The organism is Nocardia sp. NPDC060259, assembly GCF_042728775.1.
In the GTDB taxonomy this organism is placed as follows: Bacteria; Actinomycetota; Actinomycetes; order Mycobacteriales; family Mycobacteriaceae; genus Nocardia.
Window position 1 is genome coordinate 1 of sequence record NZ_JBHXAY010000054.1, and the last position, 23,517, is coordinate 23,517.

At 69.4% G+C, this 23,517-nt stretch carries 23 protein-coding genes; 5 read left to right on the forward strand and 18 right to left on the reverse strand.

Annotated elements, in window-relative coordinates:
* Positions 1 to 70 precede the first annotated feature (70 nt).
* The 4 genes from ACFWF2_RS19970 to pgsA all read right to left on the reverse strand — a co-directional run bounded on the left by ACFWF2_RS19970 (position 71) and on the right by pgsA (position 2,773).
* Complete coding sequence (locus ACFWF2_RS19970; protein ID WP_189024145.1) at positions 71 to 895, reverse strand: PspA/IM30 family protein; 825 nt, start codon at positions 893 to 895, stop codon at positions 71 to 73.
* A 195-nt stretch (positions 896 to 1,090) separates the two neighbouring features.
* On the reverse strand, positions 1,091 to 1,537 hold the full coding sequence (locus ACFWF2_RS19975) for a helix-turn-helix domain-containing protein (RefSeq protein ID WP_379308926.1): 447 nt from the start codon (positions 1,535 to 1,537) through the stop codon (positions 1,091 to 1,093).
* A 91-nt stretch (positions 1,538 to 1,628) separates the two neighbouring features.
* On the reverse strand, positions 1,629 to 2,120 hold the full coding sequence (locus tag ACFWF2_RS19980; protein ID WP_379308927.1) for a CinA family protein: 492 nt from the start codon (positions 2,118 to 2,120) through the stop codon (positions 1,629 to 1,631).
* A complete protein-coding gene (pgsA, locus tag ACFWF2_RS19985) occupies positions 2,117 to 2,773 on the reverse strand; it encodes a CDP-diacylglycerol--glycerol-3-phosphate 3-phosphatidyltransferase (protein ID WP_379308928.1) in 657 nt (218 codons plus the stop codon). Before pgsA ends, ACFWF2_RS19980 begins: the two co-directional genes overlap by 4 nt.
* Positions 2,774 to 3,103: 330 nt before the next feature.
* Between pgsA and ACFWF2_RS19990 the strand changes: the two genes are divergently transcribed.
* Positions 3,104 to 3,670: an amino-acid N-acetyltransferase gene (locus tag ACFWF2_RS19990; RefSeq protein WP_189024153.1), complete on the forward strand. Its 567-nt coding sequence runs from the start codon at positions 3,104 to 3,106 to the stop codon at positions 3,668 to 3,670.
* A 35-nt stretch (positions 3,671 to 3,705) separates the two neighbouring features.
* Positions 3,706 to 4,068, forward strand: a complete 363-nt coding sequence (locus ACFWF2_RS19995; RefSeq protein WP_379308929.1) for a YciI family protein — start codon at positions 3,706 to 3,708, stop codon at positions 4,066 to 4,068.
* A 54-nt stretch (positions 4,069 to 4,122) separates the two neighbouring features.
* On the opposite strand, the gene ACFWF2_RS20000 is transcribed toward ACFWF2_RS19995, so the two are convergent.
* Both ACFWF2_RS20000 and ACFWF2_RS20005 read right to left on the reverse strand, forming a co-directional pair.
* Positions 4,123 to 5,103 carry a TerC family protein gene (locus tag ACFWF2_RS20000; protein WP_379308930.1) on the reverse strand — a complete coding sequence of 327 codons (981 nt, stop codon included), beginning with the start codon at positions 5,101 to 5,103 and terminating at the stop codon, positions 4,123 to 4,125.
* 449 nt (positions 5,104 to 5,552) lie between these two features.
* Positions 5,553 to 8,102 (reverse strand): DNA translocase FtsK, encoded by a 2,550-nt coding sequence (locus ACFWF2_RS20005; protein ID WP_379308931.1) that lies wholly within the window; start codon positions 8,100 to 8,102, stop codon positions 5,553 to 5,555.
* A gap of 295 nt (positions 8,103 to 8,397) precedes the next feature.
* Between ACFWF2_RS20005 and ACFWF2_RS20010 the strand changes: the two genes are divergently transcribed.
* Together ACFWF2_RS20010 and ACFWF2_RS20015 are read left to right on the forward strand one after the other, a co-directional pair.
* Positions 8,398 to 8,787, forward strand: a complete 390-nt coding sequence (locus tag ACFWF2_RS20010; RefSeq protein WP_379308932.1) for a DUF4189 domain-containing protein — start codon at positions 8,398 to 8,400, stop codon at positions 8,785 to 8,787.
* A gap of 56 nt (positions 8,788 to 8,843) precedes the next feature.
* Positions 8,844 to 9,395: a hypothetical protein gene (locus ACFWF2_RS20015; protein WP_379308933.1), complete on the forward strand. Its 552-nt coding sequence runs from the start codon at positions 8,844 to 8,846 to the stop codon at positions 9,393 to 9,395.
* A gap of 62 nt (positions 9,396 to 9,457) precedes the next feature.
* Here ACFWF2_RS20015 and ACFWF2_RS20020 read toward each other — a convergent pair whose 3' ends face one another.
* On the reverse strand, positions 9,458 to 11,497 hold the full coding sequence (locus ACFWF2_RS20020; protein WP_379308934.1) for an RNase J family beta-CASP ribonuclease: 2,040 nt from the start codon (positions 11,495 to 11,497) through the stop codon (positions 9,458 to 9,460).
* The gene (gene dapA / locus ACFWF2_RS20025; protein ID WP_379308935.1) at positions 11,494 to 12,402 is read right to left on the reverse strand and encodes a 4-hydroxy-tetrahydrodipicolinate synthase; all 909 of its coding nucleotides are present in this window, start codon (positions 12,400 to 12,402) and stop codon (positions 11,494 to 11,496) included. Before dapA ends, ACFWF2_RS20020 begins: the two co-directional genes overlap by 4 nt.
* A 149-nt stretch (positions 12,403 to 12,551) precedes the next feature.
* Here dapA and ACFWF2_RS20030 point away from each other — a divergent pair, with 149 nt between their 5' ends.
* Positions 12,552 to 12,998 (forward strand): hypothetical protein, encoded by a 447-nt coding sequence (locus ACFWF2_RS20030; protein WP_379308936.1) that lies wholly within the window; start codon positions 12,552 to 12,554, stop codon positions 12,996 to 12,998.
* Positions 12,999 to 13,008: 10 nt separating this feature from the next.
* On the opposite strand, the gene ACFWF2_RS20035 is transcribed toward ACFWF2_RS20030, so the two are convergent.
* From ACFWF2_RS20035 to ACFWF2_RS20080, 10 genes are all read right to left on the reverse strand, one after another.
* Complete coding sequence (locus ACFWF2_RS20035) at positions 13,009 to 14,208, reverse strand: winged helix-turn-helix domain-containing protein (RefSeq protein ID WP_379308937.1); 1,200 nt, start codon at positions 14,206 to 14,208, stop codon at positions 13,009 to 13,011.
* A 40-nt stretch (positions 14,209 to 14,248) separates the two neighbouring features.
* Positions 14,249 to 15,274 carry a hypothetical protein gene (locus ACFWF2_RS20040; protein ID WP_379308938.1) on the reverse strand — a complete coding sequence of 342 codons (1,026 nt, stop codon included), beginning with the start codon at positions 15,272 to 15,274 and terminating at the stop codon, positions 14,249 to 14,251.
* Complete coding sequence (locus ACFWF2_RS20045) at positions 15,267 to 16,490, reverse strand: sensor histidine kinase (RefSeq protein ID WP_379308939.1); 1,224 nt, start codon at positions 16,488 to 16,490, stop codon at positions 15,267 to 15,269. The genes ACFWF2_RS20040 and ACFWF2_RS20045 overlap by 8 nt, the downstream gene beginning before the upstream one ends.
* On the reverse strand, positions 16,487 to 17,161 hold the full coding sequence (locus tag ACFWF2_RS20050) for a response regulator (protein ID WP_379308940.1): 675 nt from the start codon (positions 17,159 to 17,161) through the stop codon (positions 16,487 to 16,489). The genes ACFWF2_RS20045 and ACFWF2_RS20050 overlap by 4 nt, the downstream gene beginning before the upstream one ends.
* Before the next feature lie 115 nt (positions 17,162 to 17,276).
* On the reverse strand, positions 17,277 to 18,728 hold the full coding sequence (locus ACFWF2_RS20055) for a serine hydrolase domain-containing protein (RefSeq protein WP_379308949.1): 1,452 nt from the start codon (positions 18,726 to 18,728) through the stop codon (positions 17,277 to 17,279).
* 86 nt (positions 18,729 to 18,814) lie between these two features.
* Positions 18,815 to 20,317: an alpha/beta hydrolase gene (locus ACFWF2_RS20060; protein ID WP_379308941.1), complete on the reverse strand. Its 1,503-nt coding sequence runs from the start codon at positions 20,315 to 20,317 to the stop codon at positions 18,815 to 18,817.
* Between the two features lie 188 nt (positions 20,318 to 20,505).
* Positions 20,506 to 20,958 carry a flavodoxin family protein gene (locus ACFWF2_RS20065; protein ID WP_379308942.1) on the reverse strand — a complete coding sequence of 151 codons (453 nt, stop codon included), beginning with the start codon at positions 20,956 to 20,958 and terminating at the stop codon, positions 20,506 to 20,508.
* 25 nt (positions 20,959 to 20,983) lie between these two features.
* The gene (locus tag ACFWF2_RS20070) at positions 20,984 to 21,481 is read right to left on the reverse strand and encodes a hypothetical protein (protein WP_379308943.1); all 498 of its coding nucleotides are present in this window, start codon (positions 21,479 to 21,481) and stop codon (positions 20,984 to 20,986) included.
* Positions 21,478 to 22,224: a 4-hydroxy-tetrahydrodipicolinate reductase gene (gene dapB, locus ACFWF2_RS20075; RefSeq protein WP_379308944.1), complete on the reverse strand. Its 747-nt coding sequence runs from the start codon at positions 22,222 to 22,224 to the stop codon at positions 21,478 to 21,480. The genes ACFWF2_RS20070 and dapB overlap by 4 nt, the downstream gene beginning before the upstream one ends.
* A gap of 71 nt (positions 22,225 to 22,295) precedes the next feature.
* Positions 22,296 to 23,402: an alcohol dehydrogenase catalytic domain-containing protein gene (locus tag ACFWF2_RS20080; RefSeq protein WP_379308945.1), complete on the reverse strand. Its 1,107-nt coding sequence runs from the start codon at positions 23,400 to 23,402 to the stop codon at positions 22,296 to 22,298.
* Positions 23,403 to 23,517: the final 115 nt, after the last annotated feature.

Sequence of the window (23,517 nt, forward strand, 5' to 3'; positions counted from 1 at the left end):
GGAGCAAGCAACGGTGCCTGATCGCCGGGACAGGAGGAGCCGCGACTCGAGCGCGCCAGCGCTGGCGATATCACTGCTGTGCGGTCTGGCCCTTGTTGATCTGCGGTGCCTGGGCGGGCTGCTGCTTGGCCGGGTCGATCGCCTGCGCGTTGTTGCCGGTGGGCAGTGCGTCACCACGCATCGAGGCGCGGATCTGCTCGAGCTTGCTGTGCCCGGCCATCTGGATGCTGGCCTGCTGGACCTCCATCATGCGACCCTGCACCGTGTTCTGGGCCAGCTCGGCGGCACCGAGCGCATTGGCGTAGCGCCGCTCGATCTTGTCGCGCACCGCGTCGAGGCTGGGGGTGGAACCGGGTGCGGACAGGGTGGAGTCCATCTGCTGCAGCGAGGCCGAGACCTGCTCCTGCATCTTGGCCTGCTCGAGCTGGCTGAGCAGCTTGGTGCGCTCGGCCACCTTCTGCTGCAACATCATCGCGTTCTGCTCGACCGCCTTCTTGGCCTGTGCGGCGGCCTGCAGGGACTGGTCGTGCAGCACCTTGAGGTCTTCCACCGACTGCTCGGCGGTGACCAGCTGGGCGGCGAACGCCTCGGCGGCGTTGGTGTACTGGATCGCCTTCTCGGTGTCGCCCGCAGCGGCCGCCTGATCGGCCAGCGTGACGGCCTGACGGGCATTGGCGTTGAGCTTCTCGACCTCGTCGAGCTGGCGGTTCAGCTTCATCTCCAGCTGACGCTGGTTGCCGATCACCGACGCCGCCTGCTGCGACAGCGCCTGATGCTGACGCTGCGCCTCCTCGATAGCCTGCTGAATCTGGACCTTCGGATCCGCATGCTCTTCGATCTTGGAGTCGAAGAGGGCCATCATGTACTTCCAGGCCTTCACGAACGGATTAGCCATCGATTGATCCCGCCTCCATCTGTGCGTCGCTCGTGCGACTGGTGGTGCGCGACCGTCACGCACCAGATATGTGCTTATCCTTCACCATGCGGCACCCGAGCCGGTGAGACCGGCCCCATCGACGCCTGATGAGAATCTATCCGTTCTCACCAGCGGTGTGCAGCGTCTCGCGCGTCCGGCACGTGGTTCGCCGCGTCACATTCCCTTCACCAGTACCAGCATCTCGGCCCTCGGCGCCGGGATGACGATGCGAGTGTCCTCGGCGATGCCGATCCGGGGGCCCTGGTCGGCCGACATGCTCGCGGCGGCCGACTCGGGCGCGGCGGCCGGTTCCGCGGCGGGCTCGGCCGCGACGGCCTCGCGCTCGGCGGCGGGACCGGTCAGCGCGGGCTCGCGCGGCGCCGAACCGTCCGCGCCCGCCATGATGGTGCTCACGTCCCACAGCACCCGCGACAGCGGCACGTCCAGTGCCTCGCAGATGGCGGCGAGCAGTTCACTGGAGGCTTCCTTGCGGCCGCGCTCCACTTCCGACAGATAGCCGAGGCTCACGCGCGCCGAGGTCGACACCTCGCGCAGCGTTCGATGCTGGGCGAGACGCGCACGCCGCAGACTGTCCCCGATTGCCTCCCGCAGCAGCGTCATCTCGTTCTCCTCCACCTCGTGTCACCGCCGTAGCGGTGCTCACCTCTTTCTGGCACAACGTCGAGCAGGGGCCGGTGGTTCCCGGACGCGGTCAGTTCGTCGTCACACAGCGCAGCAACTCCCGCACCGCGCTGTGCACCGCACCGATTCTGATCGTCCACCGGTCGCCGTCCAGTTTCAACCGGACCACTTCGCTGTGACTCGGACCGGCCAATCCGAGGTATACCGTCCCGACCGGGTGCCCGTCCTGGGAATCGGGTCCGGCGACTCCGGTCAGGCCGACACCCCAGTCGGCGCCACAGCGTTCCCTGGCGCCCACCGCGAGCTGCTCGGCGGTCGACGCGGCGACCGGCCCGTCGACCCGGAGGATGTCGTCGTCGACGCAGGCCAGCCGGTTTTTCAGGTCCGTGGCATACACGATCAGGCCGCCGCGCAGCACCGCGCTGGCGCCCGGTACGCCTGCCACCGTCGCGGCCAGCAGACCCGCGGTCAGCGATTCGGCGGTGGCGACGGTCTGACCGGCCGCGGTCAGCGCCTCGACCAGTTCGGTGACCGGCGCGCCGTCGACGAGCGGATCGCTCACGAGCGGGACTCGCCGCGTCCGCGTCCCCCTGCCAGCCACACCCGGGCCGCCTGGCCGACGTAGTCCAGGCCGGTGATCACGGTCAGCGCCACGGCCGCGTACATCAACACCATGCCCGCGGTCGCGAAGGCGCCCGACAGCGGCAACAGCAGCAGCGCGATGGCGATGGACTGGACCAGCGTCTTGAGCTTGCCGCCGCGGCCGGCCGGGATCACGCCGCGCCGGACCACCACCAGCCGCAGCAGTGTGATGCCGATCTCACGTCCGACGATGACCACGGTGATCCACCAGGGCAGATCACCAAGGATCGACAGCCCGATCAGCGCCGATCCAATCAGCGCCTTGTCCGCGATGGGGTCGGCCATCTTGCCGAAATCGGTGACCAGACCATATTTGCGGGCCAGTTGCCCGTCGAAGCGGTCGGTGATCGCGGCCAGCCCGAACACCGCGGCGGCGATGACCCGCCAGCGCGTGTCGTGCCCGCCGTCGGCGAACAGCGCCAGCACGAACAACGGCACCAGCACGATGCGCGCGACGGTCAGCACGTTCGCGATGTTGAGCAGGGGAACCTGCGCGTCGGCGCGGTCGGGCATCGCCCGCGGCGGCGTTGCCGCCGTCCACCTGCGGTCGATCTCTTCGGGTCGCACGCTCATGCTGCGTCCATCCGGCCTGCTCGGGCGCTCTCCGTGGTTACGCAGGCTGCCTCCTCCGCGCGCTGACCTCTCATGCCGCGTCGCCTCGGCATGATCGGGCGCCTTCCGTGGTTACGCGAGCTACCGCCTCCAGGCGCTGACCTCTCATGCCCTGCCCTCTCGGCACTCACCGGCACTGCGCCGAAATCCACCTGTTTCGCCCGCGGTTTGCTCGCGCGGGTAGTGCCGTCCGAGCCGGTCGTCGAGCCCGGCGCGATGCGGTGAGCGGAACGACAGGATGTGCGGCACACGTTCAGACTATCGGTAAGCGGGCCGACTACTGTGCACCCCATGACCTCACGGGGACCACTGGGTGGTTCGACCAGCGACGCGCATCCCGTCGCGCCCTCCGCGGCGCCTGTTTCCGGCGTGGTCGTCCGACGAGCCCGAACCTCCGACGTCCCCGAGATCAAGCGCCTGGTCGACGAGTACGCGGGCCGCATCCTGCTGGAGAAGAACCTGGTCACCCTGTACGAGTCCGTCCAGGAATTCTGGGTCGCCGAACTCGACGGCCAGGTCGTCGGCTGCGGTGCGCTGCACGTGCTGTGGGCCGATCTGGGTGAGGTGCGCACGGTCGCCGTCGATCCGGTGGTGAAGGGCCGCGGTGTCGGTGGCGCCGTCGTCGAGCGGCTGGTCGCGGTCGCGCGCGAGCTGCAGTTGCAGCGCCTGTTCGTGCTGACCTTCGAGGTGGACTTCTTCGGCAGGCACGGTTTCGTCGAGATCGACGGCACACCGGTCACCGCCGAGGTGTACGCCGAGATGTGCCGGTCCTACGACACCGGCGTCGCCGAATTCCTCGACCTCAGCTACGTCAAGCCGAACACCCTCGGCAACACCCGCATGCTGCTGACTCTCTGAATTTCCGCAAGTCCACCGCGAGAAAGTGATCGACCGTGCCGATCTTCGCCGTCCACTACACCTACACCGAAGCCACCGCGGCCGACCGGGCGACCAACCGCCCCGAACACCGCGGCTGGCTCAACGCGCTCGTCGACACCGCGGTGTCCCCGGCGGGGCCGGAGGCGGTAGCGAAGCGTGACCACGCAGGCCCCTCGGGGACACCGCTGTCGAGCACTGCCACGCTGCTCACCAGCGGGCCGTATCCGGACGGTACGGGCGCGCTGCTGATCTTCCGCGCCGAGAACGCGCCGTCGCTGACCACGCTGCTCGACGACGACCCGTTCGCGAAGCTGGGCCTGATCGAGGCCGTGCGCGTCGTCGAATGGCTGCCGGTGATGGGCGCCTTCGCCGAGTGACCGGCCGCTGACACGGCACTGCCCGGAACCATGGTGGTTCCGGGCAGTGCGCGTTCAGGAGGAGGTGGTGTTGCGGGTCTTCAGCAGGCTCGCCACCGTGGCGACGATCAGAATGCCGATGATCACGCTCAGCGACGCCGGGGTGGAGATCTCCGGCACGCTCACGTGCTCACCGCCGTTGATGAACGGCAGCGTGTTCTCGTGCAGGGCGTGCAGGACCAGCTTGATGCCGATGAACGCCAGGATGGCGGCCAGGCCGTAGGACAGGTACACCAGGCGGTCGAGCAGGCCGCCGATGAGGAAGTACAGCTGGCGCAGGCCCATCAGCGCGAAGGCGTTGGCGGTGAACACCAGGTAGGGCTGCTCGGTGAGGCCGTAGATGGCCGGAATCGAGTCGAGGGCGAAGAGCAGGTCGGCGAAGCCGATGGCCAGCAGCGCCAGCAGCAGCGGTGTCACCACGCGTTTGCCGTCGATCCGGGTGATGAGTTTGTCGCCGTCGTACTGGTCGGTGGTCGGCAGGATTCGTTTGGCCAGCGCGACGATCCTGCTGTCGCGTTGCTGCTCGTGCTCGACCTCGTGCCCGCTCTCGCGCAGCAGGTTGATCGCGGTGTAGATCAGGAACGCGCCGAACAGGTAGAACACCCAGCTGAACGCGCTGATCGCGGCCGCGCCGACGGCGATGAACGCACCGCGCATCACCAGCGCGAGCACGATGCCGATCAGCAGCACCTTCTGCTGGTAGATCCGCGGCACGGCGAAGGTGCTCATGATGATCAGGAAGATGAACAGGTTGTCGACCGAGAGCGCCTTCTCGGTGACGAAGCCCGCGTAGTACTCCCCCGCGTAGGTGCCGCCCCATTTCCAGGCGACGAACAGGCCGAACAGCAGCGCCAGGCTGATGTAGACGGCCGACCAGAAGCCGGATTCCTTGAACGTCGGTTCGTGCGGTGTCCGCACATGGGCGAAGAAGTCGAAGACGAACAAGCCGAGGATCACCAGACCGGTGATCACCCACTCGAGCGTGGTCACCTGCATGTGGTGGTCCGATCGATGAAGTTCATGCGGTCCATCATGCCCGAAATGTCCGTTTCAGTCGGCTTTGCGGAACGATTGCCCGCCATGATTTCACACACACGCGGCCTGACCTGCACCTGGCCAGGTCGGCGCGTCGGATAAATCCGTTTCGCGGCGCATCCCCCGCTGCTACCGTCGACGCATCGTCACAAGACCCGCACCCCGAGAGGAGCTAGCCGTGAACGGATCCACCGCGCAGTACGAACGCCGTGTCGATATGCACCGGCTACCCCTGGGTGCCGGGCTGCCGCAACGCCTTTCGTGCGTGCGCAGCGCCTGCTGACCGGCTTCACACCGGCCTGATCCAGGCACTCTCCCCCACACCCGTACGCCACCGCGCCTCCGGTCCCTCCTCGTTCGTCGCCGTCTGCTCCCGGCACGGTCAGAGCAAACCAGCAACGCGCACCGACCTATTCGTCCTCGGCGCCACCGGGGTCGCCGCCACGGATCGACCACAGCAGCCCGTCGAGCTCGTCGGGCTTGATCAGCACATCGCGCGCCTTGGACCCCTCGCTGGGCCCGACGACGCCGCGGGTCTCCATCAGGTCCATCAACCGGCCCGCCTTGGCGAAGCCGACGCGCAGCTTGCGTTGCAGCATGGAAGTGGAGCCGAATTGCGAGGTGACCACGAGTTCCACGGCCTGCAGCAGGACGTCCATGTCGTCGCCGATGTCGGGGTCGACGTCCTTGACCTCACCGGCCTTGGCGGCGGTGACGCCTTCCTGGTATTCCGGTTCGGCCTGCGTCTTGCTGAACTCGACGACCGCGTGGATCTCCTCGTCGGAGATGAACGCGCCCTGCAGACGGGTCGGCTTGCCCGCACCCATCGGCAGGAACAACCCGTCGCCCATGCCGATCAGCTTCTCCGCGCCCGGCTGGTCCAGGATGACGCGGGAGTCGGTGAGCGAGGAGGTCGCGAAGGCAAGGCGCGAGGGCACATTGGTCTTGATCAGGCCGGTGACCACGTCCACCGACGGGCGCTGGGTGGCCAGCACCAGGTGGATGCCCGCCGCACGCGCCTTCTGGGTGATCCGCACGATGGCGTCCTCGACGTCACGCGGCGCGGTCATCATCAGGTCGGCGAGCTCGTCGACGATGGCCAGGATGTAGGGGTAGGGCCGGTAGACGCGCTCGCTGCCCAGCGGCGCGGTGATCTGGCCCGATTTCACCTTCTTGTTGAAGTCGTCGATGTGGCGGACCTTGTTGGCCTGCATGTCCTGATAGCGCTGTTCCATCTCCTCGACCAGCCAGGCCAGCGCGGCGGCGGCCTTCTTCGGCTGGGTGATGATGGGCGTGATCAGGTGCGGAATGCCTTCATACGGCGTGAGCTCCACCATCTTCGGGTCGATCAGGATCATCCTGACCTCCTCCGGCGTGGCTCGGTGCAGCAACGAGATCAGCATCGAGTTGACGAAGCTGGACTTACCGGAACCGGTGGAGCCGGCCACCAGCAGGTGCGGCATCTTGGCCAGGTTCGCCGAGACGAACTCGCCCTCGATGTTCTTGCCGAGGCCGATCACCAGCGGATGATGGTCGTTGCGGGTGTGCGGGGACTTGAGCACGTCGGCCAGGCGCACCAATTCGCGGTCGGCGTTGGGCACCTCGATACCGACCGCCGACTTGCCGGGGATCGGCGCGAGCAGGCGCACGTTCTCGGTGGCGACCGCGTAGGCCAGGTTGCGGGCCAGCGCGGTGATTTTCTCGACCTTGACGCCGGGGCCCAGTTCCACCTCGTAGCGGGTGACGGTCGGGCCGCGCACGAAACCGGTGACCGCGGCGTCGATCTTGAACTGCACCAGCACCTCGGTGATCGCCTCGATCATCGATTCGTTGGCGGCCGAACGCTTCTTGGGCGGATCGCCGTCGAGCAGCAGGGTCAGCGGGGGCAGCGTGTAGTCGCCGTCGACGACGCGATCGGTGACGAACTCCGGCTCCGACGGTGCGGGCGGGGTCTGGTCGACGACCTTGGCCGGCGGGCGTTTCCGCGCCGGTTTCGGTGCGGGTGCGGGCGGTTCGTCGACGATCGGCTTGGCATCGCGCAGCGGCGGTTCGCCGAGGGACTCGGTGAGCGCGTCGGAGCCGCCGAACTCGTCGGGCGGGTAGTTGTCGTCGGGACTCTGGCCACGGCGGCGGGTGCGGTTGCGGTGCACCGGGAATCCGTCGGCGTCGTAGTTGGCCGGGTCGTACGGGTCGTCGTCGCCGGCGTGTTCGCCGAGGCCGAAGTACTCGCGCAGGGCCGATGGCACCTCGCGCACCGTGGTCCCGGTCAGCAGCAGCACGCCGAACACCATGGCCAGCAGCAGGATCGGCAACGCCAGCCACGGCGTGAGACCCTGCCCGAGCGGACCGCCGATGGCGTAGCCGAGAGCGCCCGCCGCCCGTGAACGTCCGTGGGCGTCGGTGGGCGACCCGGCGGCCAGATGCCACACGCCGAGGGCGGGCAGCACGACGAGCAGACCGCCCAGCACCAGCCGCGGCCGGATCTCCGGCTGCGGCTCGGTGCGCATGAGCAACACGGCGAGCGCGATGAACAGCAGCGGAGCCAGCCCGCCCGCCGTTCCCGCGATCGCGCGCACGACGTCTTCGAGGAATCGCCCGACCGGACCGCCTGCCGACATCCACATGGCGGCGGCGATGATCGCGCTGACCGCGATGAGCGCCAAACCGATTCCGTCGCGCCGGTGCCCGTGCTCGATCTCGCCTGCCCGGCTCAGCGTGCGGGTGGTGGCGCCGACGCCGCGGGCCAGCATGGTCCAGCCGGTGCCGACGCCGCGCCCGATCACCGCCAGCGGCGCGGTGTTCGACGCGCTCCTGACCGGCCTGCGCGCGGGTGCGGTGCGCCCGCGTGGCGCCGCCGACGCTCGCGGAGTCGTCGAACGAGATCGCGCCGACGGCGTCTGCCCCCTGCTCGATCCCGCCCGCGCCCGAGAGGTCGTGGTGCTGCGGGACTTACCTGCCATGACCATCAGGCTAGCCGCTCGAGCACCGCCCGGACCATCCGCAACACTGGTCCCACCCCGGTTGCGACCGTGATCTCACCCGGATGCGCAGGTCGCGGGGCCCCGGTCAGGGCGGGGAAATCTCGCCCGCGACCGCGTTTCGCGGTGTTCCGACGCCCGCGCGACCTGAGCAAAACCTTTCAGATCCCTTGTGATCAGCTCGAATCCGGGCGCCGCAGGTGGCGCGGAGGACGCAACGGTCGGTACGTTGTCACCCGGTCCACCAGGTTGTGGCCAGGAATACGAGGGGAATCAAGTGAAAAGAGTTTTCACCGGCGCGGTGGTCATGACCGCGACCATCGGCGCGCTGCTGGGCGGCCACATCGCGCCGGCCCAGGCGCAGGCCAGCAACTACGGCGCGCTCGCGCTCTCGCGTAACGGCGCGTCCAGCATCACCGCCAACTACGACAGTTACGCCGAGGCCGAGTCGGCCGCCATGGCGGGTTGCCAGCGCAGCGGCGGCGGTGCGGGCTGCGACGTGAAGATGTCGTGGCGCAACGGGTGTGGCGCGCTCGCCGAGTCGAGCCGCTCCTACAGCTGGGCCTCGGCGTCCTCGCTGCGGGCGGCCAAGCGCAACGCGATCAACGCCAACCGCGGCGCTGCCACCATCATCAACTGGAACTGCACCTCGGGCTACGAGCTCTGAGTCGCACCACCCGCCGGAAATGTCACTCCGGCGCCATATCTCAATTGGGGAGATCAGTGAACAACCGCATGTTCAAGACGGCGGTCGCCGTGACGGCGGCCGCCGCCGCGCTCGGCTTGACCGCGTGCAGCAGCAGCGACAGCGAGACCTCCGCGGGGGCGACCTCGACCACCGCGGGCGCCGCGTTCGAGGACGGCAAGAAGGTGGAGGGCACCCAGGAGGGTGACGCGCCGATGACCACCGCCGTGCCGGTGCTGCCCGCGCCGACGGTCGACGAGCTCAACGCCCGCCTGGACAAGGCCATGGCGGGTCAGCTGACCGCCGAGGAGAAGGCGACCTTCATCGAGGACGCCGAGCGCGACCCGAACCTGGTCGACAAGTTCGTCGAGGCGGCGAAGAAGAACAACGTCAAGGCCAAGATCACCAGCGTCGGCACGCCCGCCGACGGCAAGGTGAAGGCGCCCGCCGACGTCACCATCGACGGCACGCCGGTCCAGGGCGCGACCGTGGAATTCGTGGCCTCCGAGGGCGGCTGGCGCGTGTCGCACGTGTTCACCTGCAACATCGTGAAGTCCGCCAAGCTCGACTCCGCGGCCTGCCAGGCCTGACGCGAGAGAAACGAAAACCGCCGGGCGACACTGTCACCCGGCGGTTTCGTGTTTCGCGTGGATCAGACGCCGATGACCGTCGGCACGATCATCGGGCGACGGCGGTAGGTGTCGGCGACCCAGCGGCCGACCACGCGCCGCACGCCCTGGGCGATGCGGTGGGTGTCGGTGATGCCCTCACCGGCCAGCCGCAGCAGCTCGGCCTCGACCAGTTCGTTCGCGCCGCTGAGCGCGGCCGGATCGTCGGAGAAGCCGCGTCCGTTGATCTCGGTGCTGACCGCCTTGCCGGTGGTCGCGTCGATGACGACGGTGATCGAGATGAAGCCGCCCTCGCCGAGGACCAGGCGGTCCGACAGGGTCGACTCGCCGACGTCACCGACCGAGAGGCCGTCGACGTAGACGTGCCCGACCGGCACCCGGCCGACGATGGAGGCGATGCCGTCGACCAGGTCGACCACCACGCCGTCCTCGGCCAGCACGACCCGTTCCTCGGGCACGCCGGTCGCCACCGCGAGCGCGGCGTTGGCGCGCAGGTGCCGCCATTCGCCGTGCACGGGCATGGCATTGGTCGGGCGGACCGCGTTGTACAGGTACAGCAGCTCACCCGCGGAGGCGTGGCCGGAGACGTGCACCTTCGCGTTCTGCTGGGTGATGACCGTCGCGCCGAGCCGGGCCAGCCCGTTGACCACCGCGAACACCGAGTTCTCGTTGCCGGGGATCAGCGAGGAGGCCAGCACGATCAGATCGTCGGCGCGGATGTTGATCTGGCGGTGGTCGCCGCGGGCCATCCGTGCCAGCGCCGAGAGCGGCTCGCCCTGGGAGCCGGTGGAGATCAGCACCAGGCGGTTGCCGGGCAGGTTCGCGGCCGCGTCCAGGTCGACGACGACGTTGTCGGGCACCGTCAGGTAGCCCAGGTCCTGTGCGATCTGCATGTTGCGCACCATCGAGCGGCCGACGAAGCAGATCTTGCGGTTGTACTTCTGCGCCACGTCGACGACCTGCTGGATGCGGTGCACGTGACTGGCGAAGGAGGCGACGATGACGCGGTTGCGCGCCTTGCCGATGACGTTGTCGAGCACACCGCCGATCTCGCGCTCGGGGGTGACGAAGCCGGGGACCTCGGCATTGGTGGAGTCGACCAGGAACAGGTCGACGCCCTCGTCGCCGAGGCGGGAGAAGCCGGCCAGGTCGGTGAGGCGGCCGTCGAGCGGCAGCTGGTCGAGCTTGATGTCACCGGTGTGCAGCACCACGCCCGCCGGGGTGCGGATGGCGACCGCGATGGCGTCGGGGATCGAGTGGTTGACCGCGAAGTACTCGCACTCGAACGGGCCGTGCACGGTGGTCTCGCCCTCGGCGACCTCCATGAGTTTGGGCTGCAGCCGGTGCTCGCGGCACTTGGCGGCGACCAGCGCGAGGGTGAACTTGGCGCCGATCACGGGGATGTCGGGGCGGTTGCGCAGCAGGAACGGCACCGCGCCGATGTGGTCCTCGTGGCCGTGGGTGAGCACGATGGCGACGATGTCGTCCATCCGGTCCTCGATGGGCCGGAAGTCGGGCAGGATCAGGTCGACGCCGGGCTGCTGGTCCTCGGGGAACAGCACACCGCAGTCGACGATCAGCAGCTTGCCGTTGTACTCGAAAACGGTCATGTTGCGGCCGATTTCACCGATGCCGCCGAGCGCGAACACGCGCAGGCCGTTCTTCGGCAGCTTCGGCGGAGCGCCGAGCTTGTCCTGAGCCGCCTTCTCCCGGGGTTCGGCGGCCGGTGCGGCGCCACGACCGCGGCCACCGCCCTGGCGGCCACGGCCACCACCGCGGGCCTGCTGCGGCGGCGCCTGCTCGGCGGCGGGCTTGCTCTTGGCGCGGCGCGAACCGGCCTTCTTCGGCACGGTGACCTGTTCCTCGGCGACGCTGATCAGGTCGGTGCCCACCTCGGCCTCGCCGACCAGGTTCGCCTCGGCGACGATCTCGGCGACCGGCGTCGCGACCGGCTCTGGCTGCTTCGGGGCGGCCTGCGGCGGCGCGACCGGAGTGGGTTCGGGCGCGCCTGCGGCGCGGCTGGCGGAACGGCGACGGGGCTTGCGAGCGGCCGGTTCGGTCATGCCGACACCCCCGCGGCCTGCAGATCCAGCGCCAGCGCGTCGAGCTGCGCCTGCGTGGGCATCAGCTGCGGCAACCGAGGTTCACCCACCTCGACACCGAGCAATCGAAGAGCTCCCTTGCACATCGCCACACCTCCCAGGCGGGTCATGGCCGCGAACAGCGGCAACAGTGTCGCGTTGATCTCCCGTGCCCGGACCACGTCACCGGCGGTGTAGGCCTGGTGGATCTCGCGCAGGCGTTCGGGCACGAGATGACCGATCACGCTGATGAATCCGGTGGCGCCGACCGAGAGCCAGGGCAGGTTGAGCCCGTCGTCACCGGAGTAGAAGGCCAGGCCGGTGGTCGCGATGAGATCGGCGCCGGAGACCAGATCGCCCTTGGCGTCCTTCACCGCGACGATGTTCGGGTGATCGGCGAGCCGGCGGATCGTGTCGATGGCGATGGGCACCACCGACCGCGGTGGAATGTCGTAGAGGGTCACCGGCAGCGAGGTGGCGTCGGCGACCGCGGTGAAGTGCGCGATCAGGCCCTCCTGCGTGGGCCGCGAGTAGTACGGGGTCACGACAAGCAGGCCGTGCGCGCCGGCGTTCTCGGCGGCGCGCGCCAGCTCGAGCGAATGCGCGGTGTCGTAGGTGCCCGCGCCGGCGATCACGGTGGCGCGCTCGCCCACGGCGTCGACGACGGCGCGCAGCAGGTCGGACTTCTCCGATTCGGTGGTGGTCGGCGACTCACCGGTGGTGCCCGAGATGGCCAGCAGATCGACGCCGCGGTCGACCAGGCGCGCCGCCAGGGCTACACCGGCATCGATGTCGACCTTGCCCGCAGCGCTGAAGGGGGTCACCATCGCGACACCCACCGTGCCGGACGCGTGCAGCTCCGTTGGCGTCGATTCACCGTTCGTCATGGTCAGAAAGGCTACCCGGTCCCCAGTTGAGCCTCGACACCCTAGCGCCCGATCCGGCTGCCGGTGGGTGTTTTTCGCCGCCTGCCTGCTCCGATGGTGACATCATCGCCACCCTTGCGTGATGTCACCAGTGACAGCACAATGATGTCATGGATCTGAACGCTCATACCGCGCGGCTGCGCGAGGAACTGATCGCCGCCGCTGCTCTCGGCGACGAGAAAACGCAGGCCACCGCCGCTGCCCTGGCCGCGGCGGTGGAGAGTTCGAGCCGGCTCGTGCTGCTCTCGGCGCTGTCGGAACTGGCCGCCGAGATCAGCACCGAGCTCGGCGACCGCACCGTGCACGTCCGCCTCGACGGCACCGACGCGGTGGCCGACGTGCGCAAGAACACGCCGTCGGGCTCCGAGGAACCGCCGACCTTCGAGGAGATGACCGGCGACATCAGCCGGGTCACCCTGCGCCTTGTCGAACAGCTCAAGTCCAAGGCCGAGGAGGCGGCGGCGCAGAACGGGCAGTCGCTCAACTCCTGGCTCTCCGGCGCGGTCACCGGCGCGCTGCGTGATCAGATGCGCGGCCAGGGCCCGAAGGGCTGGTAACCAAACCCGCTCACAGCAGCGGAGCGAGGTCGCCGCGCTCGCCGACGACGACGTCGTCGAGTTCGAGCCAGTCCGCCATCTCCCGCAGCGCGCCACGCAGTGCGTCCGCGGTCTCGGCGGTCGCGTAGCCGGGTTCGGCGAACGCGCCGGGTGCGAGCAGCCTGCCGCTGCCACGCTCGGCGCGCAGGTCGACGCGGCCTACCAGGCGGCCGTCGAGCAGGAACGGGAAGACGTAATAGCCGTGCACCCGTTTGGGTTCGGGCGTGTAGATCTCGATGCGGTAGTGGAAGTCGAAGATCCGCTGGGTGCGCGGCCGGAAGAAGATCAGCGGATCGAACGGGCACAGCAGGGCGGCGCCGGTGATCTTGCGCGGCGTGCTCGCCTCGGGGTGCAGGTAGGCCGGTGTGTCCCAGCCGTCGACGTCGACCGGAATCAGTTCACCCGCGTCGACGAGGTCGGCGATCGCGGGCGCGGTCTGGCGGCGGTTCAGGCGGTAGTAGTCGCGCAGGTCGGTCTCGGTGCCGATGCCCAGCGCCCGGCTGGAGCGGCGCAGCAGCTCGCGCACGGCGTCGTCCTCGGTGATGTCGCGATCGCGGACGTCGGCCGGGACGACACGTTCGGTGAGGTCGTAGAGACGGGTGAAACCGGACCGGCGCGCGATGGACAGCTCCCCCGCGGCGAAGAGCTGCTCACAGATCATCTTGGTGTCGCTGAGGTTCCACCAGGTGCCTTTGGGGCGCGGCTTGTCCAGTTCCAGATGACGTTCGATCTCGCCCGCGCTCGCGGCGCCGACCTCGGTGACGACATCGAGGATGTCCTTGCCCAGGGTCGGGTTCCGCTCGACGACCTTGCGCATGCCCGACCAGCGCCCGTTCTGGTATTCGGCCATCCGCCAGCGCATCAGCGGCCAGTCCGCGACCGGGATGAGCGCGGCCTCGTGCGCCCAGTACTCGACCAGGCCGCGGCGGGCCCGTGGGCTGTCGCTCCACGCCGCGCCCTCGAGCAGGCTGCGATCGTAGGGGCCGATCCGGCTGAACACCGGCGCGTAGTGCGCCCGCACCACCGCCGACACCGAATCCAGTTGCAGCAGACGGGTTCTGGCGACGACATCGAGGACGGCCCGTCGATTCGGCTTGGCCGGTCGGCGTTTACCGAAACCCTGCGCGGCCAGCGCGATCCGCCGGGCCGTCGCCGCATTCATCCGCTGCATCTCCTCAGCCTGACACAGGGGTACGACAGGTTTCCCTGGCTCAGGTGGAGACCCGGACCACCCCCGCGGTGTCGATCTCGGTGCGCCGGTCCCCGGTCGGCGCCGCGGCCAGCACGGTCGCCACCCAGCGCCGCCCGATCGGCAGCACACGCACGGTGACGGTGCCCGCCTCGGCGGTGTCGAGTTCGCCGACGGCGGCGTCGATCACGTTGTGGCGCACCCAGGTCGGGACGCCGCGGAAACCGCCGTCGTCGAGCAGGGTCACCTCGACACCGCGGGATCGGGCGCCGCGCGCGGCGGCGCTGAGCCGTTCGGTCACCAGTTCCGGGGCGCGCAGTCCGTCGCGCAGTTCGGCTTCGAGCAGCCTGCACTGTTCGCGTTCGTCGCCGGTGAGCTGGGCGCCCTCGGCGATGCGCGCGAGGATCGGCCCGGCGACCTGGTCGAGCCTGGTCAGCTGCCGGTCGCGTTCGGCGGTGGCCGCGGTCAGTGCCGCCTCGGTCGCCGCGCGCCGGTTGGCCTGGTCGCGCAGTTCCCGCAGCGAGCGCTGGGTGGGCCGCACGATCGCCATGAACACCGTCACCACGCCGACGGTGGCCACCGGAGTCAGGGCCCGCACCACGGTCTCCGGGTGCCAGGTGGTGAACACGCCCATGGTGACGAGCACCGTCGCGGCCGCGGCGACACCGAGCCAGGCAGGCAGGATCCGCCCGCGCAACACCAGCATGGCCAGCAGGTACGAAGTCGGGTAGGCGGTCCACAGCTGATGCGAGAAGCCGGTGGGGTTCTCGACCCACGGCACGGTCAGCGCCATCGCGGCGGGACCGGCGCAGGCGACGTAGGCGGTGGCGGGCCACGGCAGTGGGTCCACCGGGAAGACCAGCACCACCAGCGCGGCGACGGCCATCAGCACGAGGGCCGCGGCGGCCGGTACCGGCGGCACGATGTCGAAGTTCACCCGCAGGTACATGATGATGGTGGCCTCGAAGATCACCACGAACAGCCAGGCCATGCCGTCGCTGAGGCCGACCAGGTCGCGGACGCCGAACGGCAGATCCCGCTCAGCCATGACTACCCCACACCAGGGTGACCGCGGTGCCCGCGCCCGGGGCCGACTCCACGAAGGCCGCGCCACCGGCCAGGGTGCGCATCCTGCCGAGAATGCTGCCCGCGATCCCCATCCGGTCGGCCGGTACCCGGGCCGGGTCGAAGCCGGCGCCGTCGTCGGTGAGCACCACCCGGATGCCGCCGGTGGCGATGGTGATGGCGACCTCGCGCCGCACCTGCCTGCCCGCGACCCCGGCATGGCGCACGCTGTTGCGCACGGCTTCGCTGAGCGCGGCGCCGAGCACCTGCGCGGCTTCGAGCGGCAGGCACAGATCCGCGCCGCGCCGCGAGGCCTGGACCGGCAGCTCGGGGTCGACCTCGCGCACGGCGGCGCGCACGAACTCCACGGCGGCGGCCGCGTCGAGATGGTCGAGTTCGGGTGCGCTGCGGGCCTGTTCGAGCTGTTCGAGCGTGCGCGCGGCCTGCTTGCGCAGCACCTGGGAGGGTTCCTGCTCGCGGGAGGCCTCCAGCAGCGTCGACAGGACCGCGTCGTGGATCAGCGCGGCGAACCGGGCGCCCTCGCGCTCGCGGGCCGCGGTCGCCGCGACCGTCGCCGCCCGCGAACGCTGCCGGACCGCTTCCCGGTCGACGCGTTCGGCGGCGGTCCGCGCGTAGACCACGCACCACAGGAACAGCGCGGCGACCCCGAGCGCCCTGGTGATGTCACCGAACAGCGCCCACGCCGAACTGTCGGGAACGACAGCGGCATTGGAGGCACTGGTCGCCACGGCCAGCACCGCGGCGAAACCCGCCGCCACCCGGCCCGACCAGGCGAGTCCACCCGCCATCACCCCGAGTACAAGCCCGCGATAGGGCCAGGACGCGAACGAACCGATCGTCACCACCGAGTACACCAGCGGGGTCGTCACCGTCGCGACGAGATAGCAGATCGCGGCCGCCCCGGCGACCCGGCGGATCGCGGTGACCGCCCCGCGCGCCGACACGATCGCCAGCGGCGCGAACAACAGGTACGCCGCCACCAGATGCACTTCGGGCCACACCGACCGGTTGAGCGGCTGGATCAGGACCGCGGGCAGCTCGAGAGTCATCACGATCATCGCGCCGACGCCGATCACGACCCCGAGCCTGCGCAGGATCTGATCGGTCGCCGCCCGCGAGAGCTCGGTGTCCACCGCGGCGGGCACCGGCGCGTGCGCGCGGGCCGCGGTGGTGGTCACGTGCGCTGCTGCCGTTCCGGCACGGGCAGCCACCCGTCCTCGACGGCCCGTTTGTACAGATCGGTCTTGGTGGGGGCCGGACGGCCCGCGTCGGCGTATTTCTGCCGGATGCGGCCCAGGTAGTCGTTGACGGTCTGTTCGGACAGCCCGGTCAGCCTGGCCACCCGCGACGCCTTCTCCCCCGAGGCGTACAGCATGAGCACTTCCTCCTGGCGCGGGCTGAGCCCGACGTCGGAGAGCTGCGGGTCGCCGTCGATCGCGGCGGCCCAGTCGGTGGTGACGACCTGTTCCCCGGAGGCGGCCCGGCGGACCGCCTCGACCACCGTCGCCACACTCTCGGACTTCCGCAGCACCCCGAGCACACCGGCCTTGGCGGCCGAGCGGACCAGGAACGCGTTGTCGGCGCCGGTGAACACCAGCACCTCGATGCCGCGTTCGCGCAGCGCGGTGACATTGTCCTCGGGTGTCGAGCCGTCGGGCAGGCGCAGGTCGAGCACCACCAGGTCCAGGGCGGCGTCGGTGGCGAGCAGCCCGGAAACGGTGTCGGCGGTCGCGACGAGATCCAGGTCGGGTTCGGGCCCGAGCATGGCCGCCAGCCCGATCGCCACGGACTCGTGGTCCTCGACCAGTCCGATCCGCCGCACCGCCGGAGTCTGCTGCAACTCACTCACCGACCACTCCCCATCCTCGAACACCCATCCGCGGCCAGCCCGCGACCCGTCGGTGTCGAGTTCTACCGCATCGGGGGCCCGCGTGTCAGCCCACCAGAATTCGGGGCCGCCGCGGTCATTGCCGTCGATACAGGCGTCCGTGACTGCGGAACCAGGCGATATTCCCGTCGTCGCCGCGAACGAAGTCGGATCGGGTGCCGATCGGTGTGCCGTCCGGCCCGAGGTCGAGACCGTAGTCGGTCTTGTAGAACGCGAGGCCGAGTTGCGCGCCGGCGTCCTCGTCGGGGTTCGTGCTGGGGTCTGCCCCGTCGCTCATGGTGCCGTGCAGGCGGCCGTCCCTGGCGACGAAGTCGATCGCGATCGACTCGAGGCTGCCCGTTTCGACGATCTGCTGGGTCGCGTAGCGCCCTTCGTAGGGTGCGAGCTCGCCCGCGCCGAGGAGCTGCGGCGTCGCGGGCAGGTTGCCGACCCCGGCGAAACGCCGCAGTGCCCAATCGTCGGCGAACAGGTCGGTGAGAAGTTGCGCGCCGCCCTCAGAGTTGGTGAGCGCGGTCATGGCGAAGCCGCGGCTGGGCACCAGGAAGAATCCGGAGCGTTGGCCCGACCAGGTCCCGCCGTGCTGAACGATCGTCTCGTTCTCGGCAGAAGGGCGCAGCATCCAGGCCACGCCCATGCCGGTGAGCTCGACCTGCAGCGTCCCACCGGCACCCGGGTTGGAGCGCATGGCCTCGAGCGCCTGCCTGCTCATGAGGCGGGTGCCGTCGGGTGCGGTGCCGTCGCCGAGGTGAAAACGCGCGTAGCGCATCTGATCCCGGACGCTCGAGATCAACGATCCGGTGGGGTTGCAGCTGCGCGGGAACTCCCAGAAACCCGTGTCCACCACCGGTTTGCCGTCGACCACGGTGTGGGAGGCGGCGATGTTCAAGCCGATGATCTGGTCGGAGAAGAACCGGGTACGGCTCAACTCCAGGGGGTCGAGCAGCAGATTCCGCACCGCCGCCTCGTACGTCGATCCGGTGACGACCTCGACGATCCGCCCCGCGACCACCAGTCCGGCGTTGTTGTAGGCGAAAACGCTGCCCGGCGGCGTCAGCTGCGGCAGGCGGGTCATCGAGGACACATAGCGAGCCAGCGCGTCGTCGCCGCGTCCGAAGTCCTGCAGGTCGTCGCCCAGCCAGCCGGAGGTGTGGTTCAGCAGCTGTCGCACGGTGACCTCGGCGCCTACCGCCGGATCGGCGACCGCGAAGTCCGGCAGGTAGCGGCGCACCGGCGCGTCCAGCTCCACCGTGCCCTCGTCGATCAACCGCATCATGGCGGTGCCGGTGAATGTCTTTGTGGTGGAACCGATCCGGAACACCGTGTCGGCATCGACCGGCACCGGGTGGTCGACATTGGTGAGGCCATACCCTCTGATGTATTCCTGTCCGCCTGCCAGGACTCCGACGGCGACACCCGGAATCCCGTAGGACCGCATGCCCGCCTCGATTTTGGCATCGAGTTCGCCGAACGCGGAGTCCCCGGTGCTCGTCCCCGGGGCGGGCGAGGGCGTCGACGAACAGGACGACAGCGCGAGCAGCGCCGCGCCACCGACGGCACCACCGAGCACCGACCGTCGAGACACCGCGGTGGCGGCCGGTCCGGGACCGAACCGGGTCACGGCGGCGGGGGGTTGACGGCGTACGTGGGTGGTTGCGTCGAGCTGACGCAGCCGGTGTCGGGCTCGAGCGGATTCTCGTAGAACGAGACCGCGATCTGGGCCGCGCAGGGATCGACGTAGATGCCGTGTGCGACGCCGGGCACGGTCACCTCCGTGGAACGCGAAAGGTCCGCCGCGACATAGTGTCCCCATCGCGCCCCGGTCTGGCCGTCGTAGCTACCGGACAGCACCAATGTCGGGATATCGCTTTTCGTCACGTCGCGAATGGCGTCGGGGGCTTTCGGCACCCGCCACACCGCACACACTTCGCGAAGGAACGGCAATTGCGGCGCCTGCTCGCGCACCGAATCGGGAAAATCGGGGAAGGCTTCCGCTGCCATCCGGAGTTCGTCCTCGCGGGTCTCGAACGGCACCCATTCGCTACACCACACACTCAATGCCAGGCCCCAGCCGAACTTCCCGACCTTGGCGGGATCCGTCCAGACCATGGCCCAGATCTGCGCGATCCGTTCCGGCTTGCCCTCGGCCAACTCGTAGATCGCTGCGGGAAACTCCGCGGGAAAGTGGGTGGCCATCGGGACGAACCAGTTCAGCAGCGTGCCACCGTCGAGGACCACGGTGGTGTTCTTCCCGTGGACGTCGACGGTGGTCGTGATCGGCTCGGACTCGAGCTTGTTCACCATGTCGACGAATGTGTCTGCGAGGTCGGGGTAGGCAGCTTCGCACGGCGGTTGTGCATCACACGCCGCGGTCATGTTGTCGAAGGCTTCCCGCGCACTGGCCCAGGTCCACCCGAGGGCGGCGACCGACGGCGGCGTCACACCGTCCAGGACCACCGACCGGATTCCCTGCGGGTCCTGGCGCATGAAGACCAGCGCGAGGTCGGTGCCGTAGGAATGGGAATAGATATTCCACTGGTCTATCTCCAGCGCTGCCCGCAACTCCGCCAGATCGGAGGCCATTTCCATCGTGTTGAACGACGCCAAGTCCGTGCTACCTGAAAGCCGGTCGTAGCACGCCTCGGCCGCCGCCGAATTCTTGCTGCCGGTGCTGAGCGAGCCGAACACCAGACCCACTCGTTCGGCGTAGAACTCATCGATTTCCGGGCACGTCAGCGCCGGTTCCGCCGAGAGCGTGCCGCGAGCCGACATCAGGATCAGATCGCGATTTCGCCCGACACCATTCGGAATCGGCGGGTCCAGGATCGCATCATTACCCGGCCCGCCGGTCAGAAACACGATCGGATCCGGCTCCGCGGGCTGAATTTCCGCCGGAATTCTCACCACCGGCAACCGGACGGTGCCCTGGCCGGTGGTGCGATTCGCCGGCACCTCCATGGTCCAGCACTGCGCGTCCGTCAGCTCCGACGAATCCGGGCAGTCACGCGGCTCCAGTTTCGCCGGCGCGTGGGCCGCTGTCGTCGGGATCGTCGCAGGCTGTGCGGTGTCCGGCGGCGAACTCGAGGTGCCGCAGGCCGCCATCATCACGGTCGACGCCACGGCGAGACAGACTGTCCACTCGCGGCGCACACAGCGCGCCGGACGAGCGCTGACGGGGATCGAGCCAGGGATCCGCACACCACACATCTTCGCACCGAAGCGATCGCTCCACGCAGCTGCAACGCCGAAGTTCGCCGGTGATCGCCACCTTGCCGAGTCCTGGAATCAGGCGGGTTCCCGCCGTCCGCTCAGCCCATCAGCTGGGCCGCGACAGTCGCGCCCAACTCCCAGCACGCTTCGATATCGGCCTTGGGCGGCTTGCCCGACACCACCACATCGTCGGCCGCCTTCACCCAGCCGAGGCCGGTCGTGATCGACGTGATGGCCCGCTGGGCTCCCTCGGCACCCTGATTCGCATGGATGTAGACGCCGAACGGGCGGCCGCGCGTCGAGTCGAGGCACGGGTAGTAGATGTTGTCGAAGGCGACTTTGAGGGCGCCGCTCATGTATCCGAGGTTGGCCGGGGTGCCGAGAATGTAGCCGTCCGCCGCCAGGACATCCGTCGGAGAAACCGACAGCGCGGGCCGCCGGACAACGTCAACGCCCTCGATCTCGGGGTCGGTCGCGCCGGAGACGACCGCCTCGAACATCTCCTGCATGAACGGCGACGGAGTGTGATGAATGATCAGCAGGTTCGGCACTCCGCCAGCCTATTCGACGTGTGGTCTACGACTCCCGTTCCAGCTTCTCCAGTGCCACCGCGCGGCGCATGGTCTCGCGGGCGCGGGTGCGGTCGCCCGCGTAGTCGTAGGCGCGCGCCAGCCGGTAGGACGACCGCCAGTTGTCCGGGTCGGCTTCCCATTCGGTCTTGATCTGGGCGAACAGCGCGTCGGCCGCCTCGCGTTCGACGCGGCCGGAGGGACGTCGCGGCAGCTGCGAGGTGTCGACCTCGAGTCCCTCCTCGTCCATGCGGCGGGCCAGGTGCTGATGGGCCAGCGCCGCCTGCAGCGTCGTCCACACGATCCACACGCCGACCATCGGCAGCAGCAGCATGCCGATGCCGATGGCGATACCGGCGAAGCCGCCGTCGGCGATGTAGGCGATGGCAAGCCCGCCGAGGCGGATGAAGTAGTAGATCAGCGCCAGCACCAGGAACGCCACCAGCGCGACGATTTTCACGACCTGCCGATCAGGTCGCCGCGCGGCGGGTTCGGGTGCGCTCACAGATCCAGGAAGGGGTCGAGTCCCACGGTCAGGCCGGGGCGCCCGGCGATCTCGCGGACGCCGAGCAACACGCCCGGCGCGAAGGAGTTCCGGTCGATGGAGTCGTGGCGGATCGTCAGGGTCTCGCCCTGGGTGCCGAACAGCACCTCCTGGTGGGCGACGAGCCCGGCCAGGCGCACCGAGTGCACCCGCACCCCGTCGACGTCGGCGCCGCGGGCACCCTCGAGTTCGGTGGTGGTGGCATCGGGGCTGAGCCCGACGCCCGCCTCGGCGCGGGCCGCGGCGATCAGCGCGGCGGTGCGGTAGGCGGTACCCGAGGGCGCGTCGGCCTTGTTCGGATGATGCAGCTCGATGACCTCGACCGATTCGAAGAACCGCGCCGCCTGCTCGGCGAACCGCATCGACAGCACCGCGCCGATGGCGAAGTTCGGCGCGATCAGCACGCCGACCTCGGGACGCTGCGCCAGCCAGGACCGGACTTCGGCCAGGCGGGCCTCGTCGAAACCGGTGGTGCCGACGACCGCGTGGATCCCGTTCTCGACCAGGAACTTCAGATTCCCCATCACCACGTCGGGGTGGGTGAAGTCGACGACCACCTGGGCACCGGTCTCGGTGAACGTCGCCAGCGCGTCACCCTTGTCGACCTGCGCGACCAGCTCCAGATCGGCCGCCGCCTCCACGGCCGCGCAGATCGCCTGTCCGACCTTGCCGTGTGCTCCGAGCACTCCGACCCGAATGGTCACCCGTATCTCCTCGTCTCGCTGCTCACTTGCCGGCAAGCCTATCGAGCAGCGGCGGACTACCCGGCGCGAGGTCAGTCGAAGACGATCACCTGCCGCAGCGCCGCGCCCGCCGCGAGCTCGTCCATCGCCTCGTTGACCTGGTCGAGGCCGATCCGGGACGAGACGAGCCGCTCCAGCGGCAGCGTGCCCGCGCGCCACCGGCGCACGTATTCGGGGATGTCGCGCTCGGGCACGGCCGAGCCGAGGTAGCTGCCGATGATGGTGCGCCCCTGGGCGACCAGCGCCAGTGGGGAGATCGTCGCGGTGGCTGTCGGAGCGGGCAGGCCCACCGTCACGGTGACGCCACCGGGAGCTGTTGCGGCGACGGCGGTTTCGAAGGCGCGCACATTGCCCGCGGCCTCGATCACCACGTCGGCCTGCACGCCCTGCTCGGCGATCTCGCCCGGCGTGAACACGGCGGTGGCGCCGAATTCTCGTGCCAGCGCGAGCTTTTCGCCGACGGTGTCGACGGCGACGACCTCGCCGAGTCCGAGCGAGACCGCGACGAGCACCGCGGCCATGCCGACACCACCGAGCCCGACGACCATGATCCGGTCGCCCTGCACCGGTTTCGCCGCATTGAGCAGCGCCCCACCACCGGTGAGCACCGCGCAGCCGAGCACCGCGGCGATCTCCGGCGGGACGTCGTCGTCGACGGGAACCACCGACCGCCGGTCGACGACGGCATGGGTGGCGAACCCGGAGACACCGAGGTGGTGGTGCACCTCGGCACCGTCACGGCTCAGTCTGCGCCCGCCGCCGAGGAGCTCACCCGCGTTGTTGGCGACGCTGCCCGGACCACACGGGGTGCGCCCGTTGCTCGCACAGCCCGCGCAGTCACCGCAGCGTGGCAGGAACGTCATCACGACCCGCTGCCCCACCGCAACATCGTCGACGCCCGGCCCGACGGACTCGACGATGCCCGCCGCTTCGTGGCCGAGCAGCATGGGCACCGGGCGCACCCGATTACCGTCGACCACCGACAGATCCGAATGGCACAGTCCCGCCGCCTCGATCCGGACCAGCAGCTCACCCGCACCCGGCTCGGCCAATTCCAGCTCACACACGGTGATCGGCTGCGACGCGGCGAACGGCGCCGGGTCGGCGATGCGTTCCAGGACGGCTCCACGAATCCTCATGGCGCGAACCTACCGCGAAACGGCCGTTGCGAGACCGCGGATTCGGCGCTAAATTCGTTCGCGGTGATGGTGCTCCTGTCGGCCGCCTCGTACCGTGCCCAGGGTCGGCGCCATC

What these genes read in the sequence shown, in the direction of transcription:
- ACFWF2_RS19970 (WP_189024145.1), bottom strand. Translation starts at nt 895, where the DNA reads ATGGCTAATCCGTTCGTGAAGGCCTGGAAGTACATGATGGCCCTCTTC.
- ACFWF2_RS19975 (WP_379308926.1), bottom strand. Translation starts at nt 1,537, where the DNA reads ATGACGCTGCTGCGGGAGGCAATCGGGGACAGTCTGCGGCGTGCGCGT.
- pgsA (WP_379308928.1), bottom strand. Translation starts at nt 2,773, where the DNA reads ATGAGCGTGCGACCCGAAGAGATCGACCGCAGGTGGACGGCGGCAACG.
- ACFWF2_RS19990 (WP_189024153.1), top strand. Translation starts at nt 3,104, where the DNA reads ATGACCTCACGGGGACCACTGGGTGGTTCGACCAGCGACGCGCATCCC.
- ACFWF2_RS20000 (WP_379308930.1), bottom strand. Translation starts at nt 5,103, where the DNA reads ATGCAGGTGACCACGCTCGAGTGGGTGATCACCGGTCTGGTGATCCTC.
- ACFWF2_RS20005 (WP_379308931.1), bottom strand. Translation starts at nt 8,102, where the DNA reads ATGGCAGGTAAGTCCCGCAGCACCACGACCTCTCGGGCGCGGGCGGGA.
- ACFWF2_RS20020 (WP_379308934.1), bottom strand. Translation starts at nt 11,497, where the DNA reads ATGACCGAACCGGCCGCTCGCAAGCCCCGTCGCCGTTCCGCCAGCCGC.
- dapA (WP_379308935.1), bottom strand. Translation starts at nt 12,402, where the DNA reads ATGACGAACGGTGAATCGACGCCAACGGAGCTGCACGCGTCCGGCACG.
- ACFWF2_RS20030 (WP_379308936.1), top strand. Translation starts at nt 12,552, where the DNA reads ATGGATCTGAACGCTCATACCGCGCGGCTGCGCGAGGAACTGATCGCC.
- ACFWF2_RS20035 (WP_379308937.1), bottom strand. Translation starts at nt 14,208, where the DNA reads ATGCAGCGGATGAATGCGGCGACGGCCCGGCGGATCGCGCTGGCCGCG.
- ACFWF2_RS20040 (WP_379308938.1), bottom strand. Translation starts at nt 15,274, where the DNA reads ATGGCTGAGCGGGATCTGCCGTTCGGCGTCCGCGACCTGGTCGGCCTC.
- ACFWF2_RS20080 (WP_379308945.1), bottom strand. Translation starts at nt 23,402, where the DNA reads ATGAGGATTCGTGGAGCCGTCCTGGAACGCATCGCCGACCCGGCGCCG.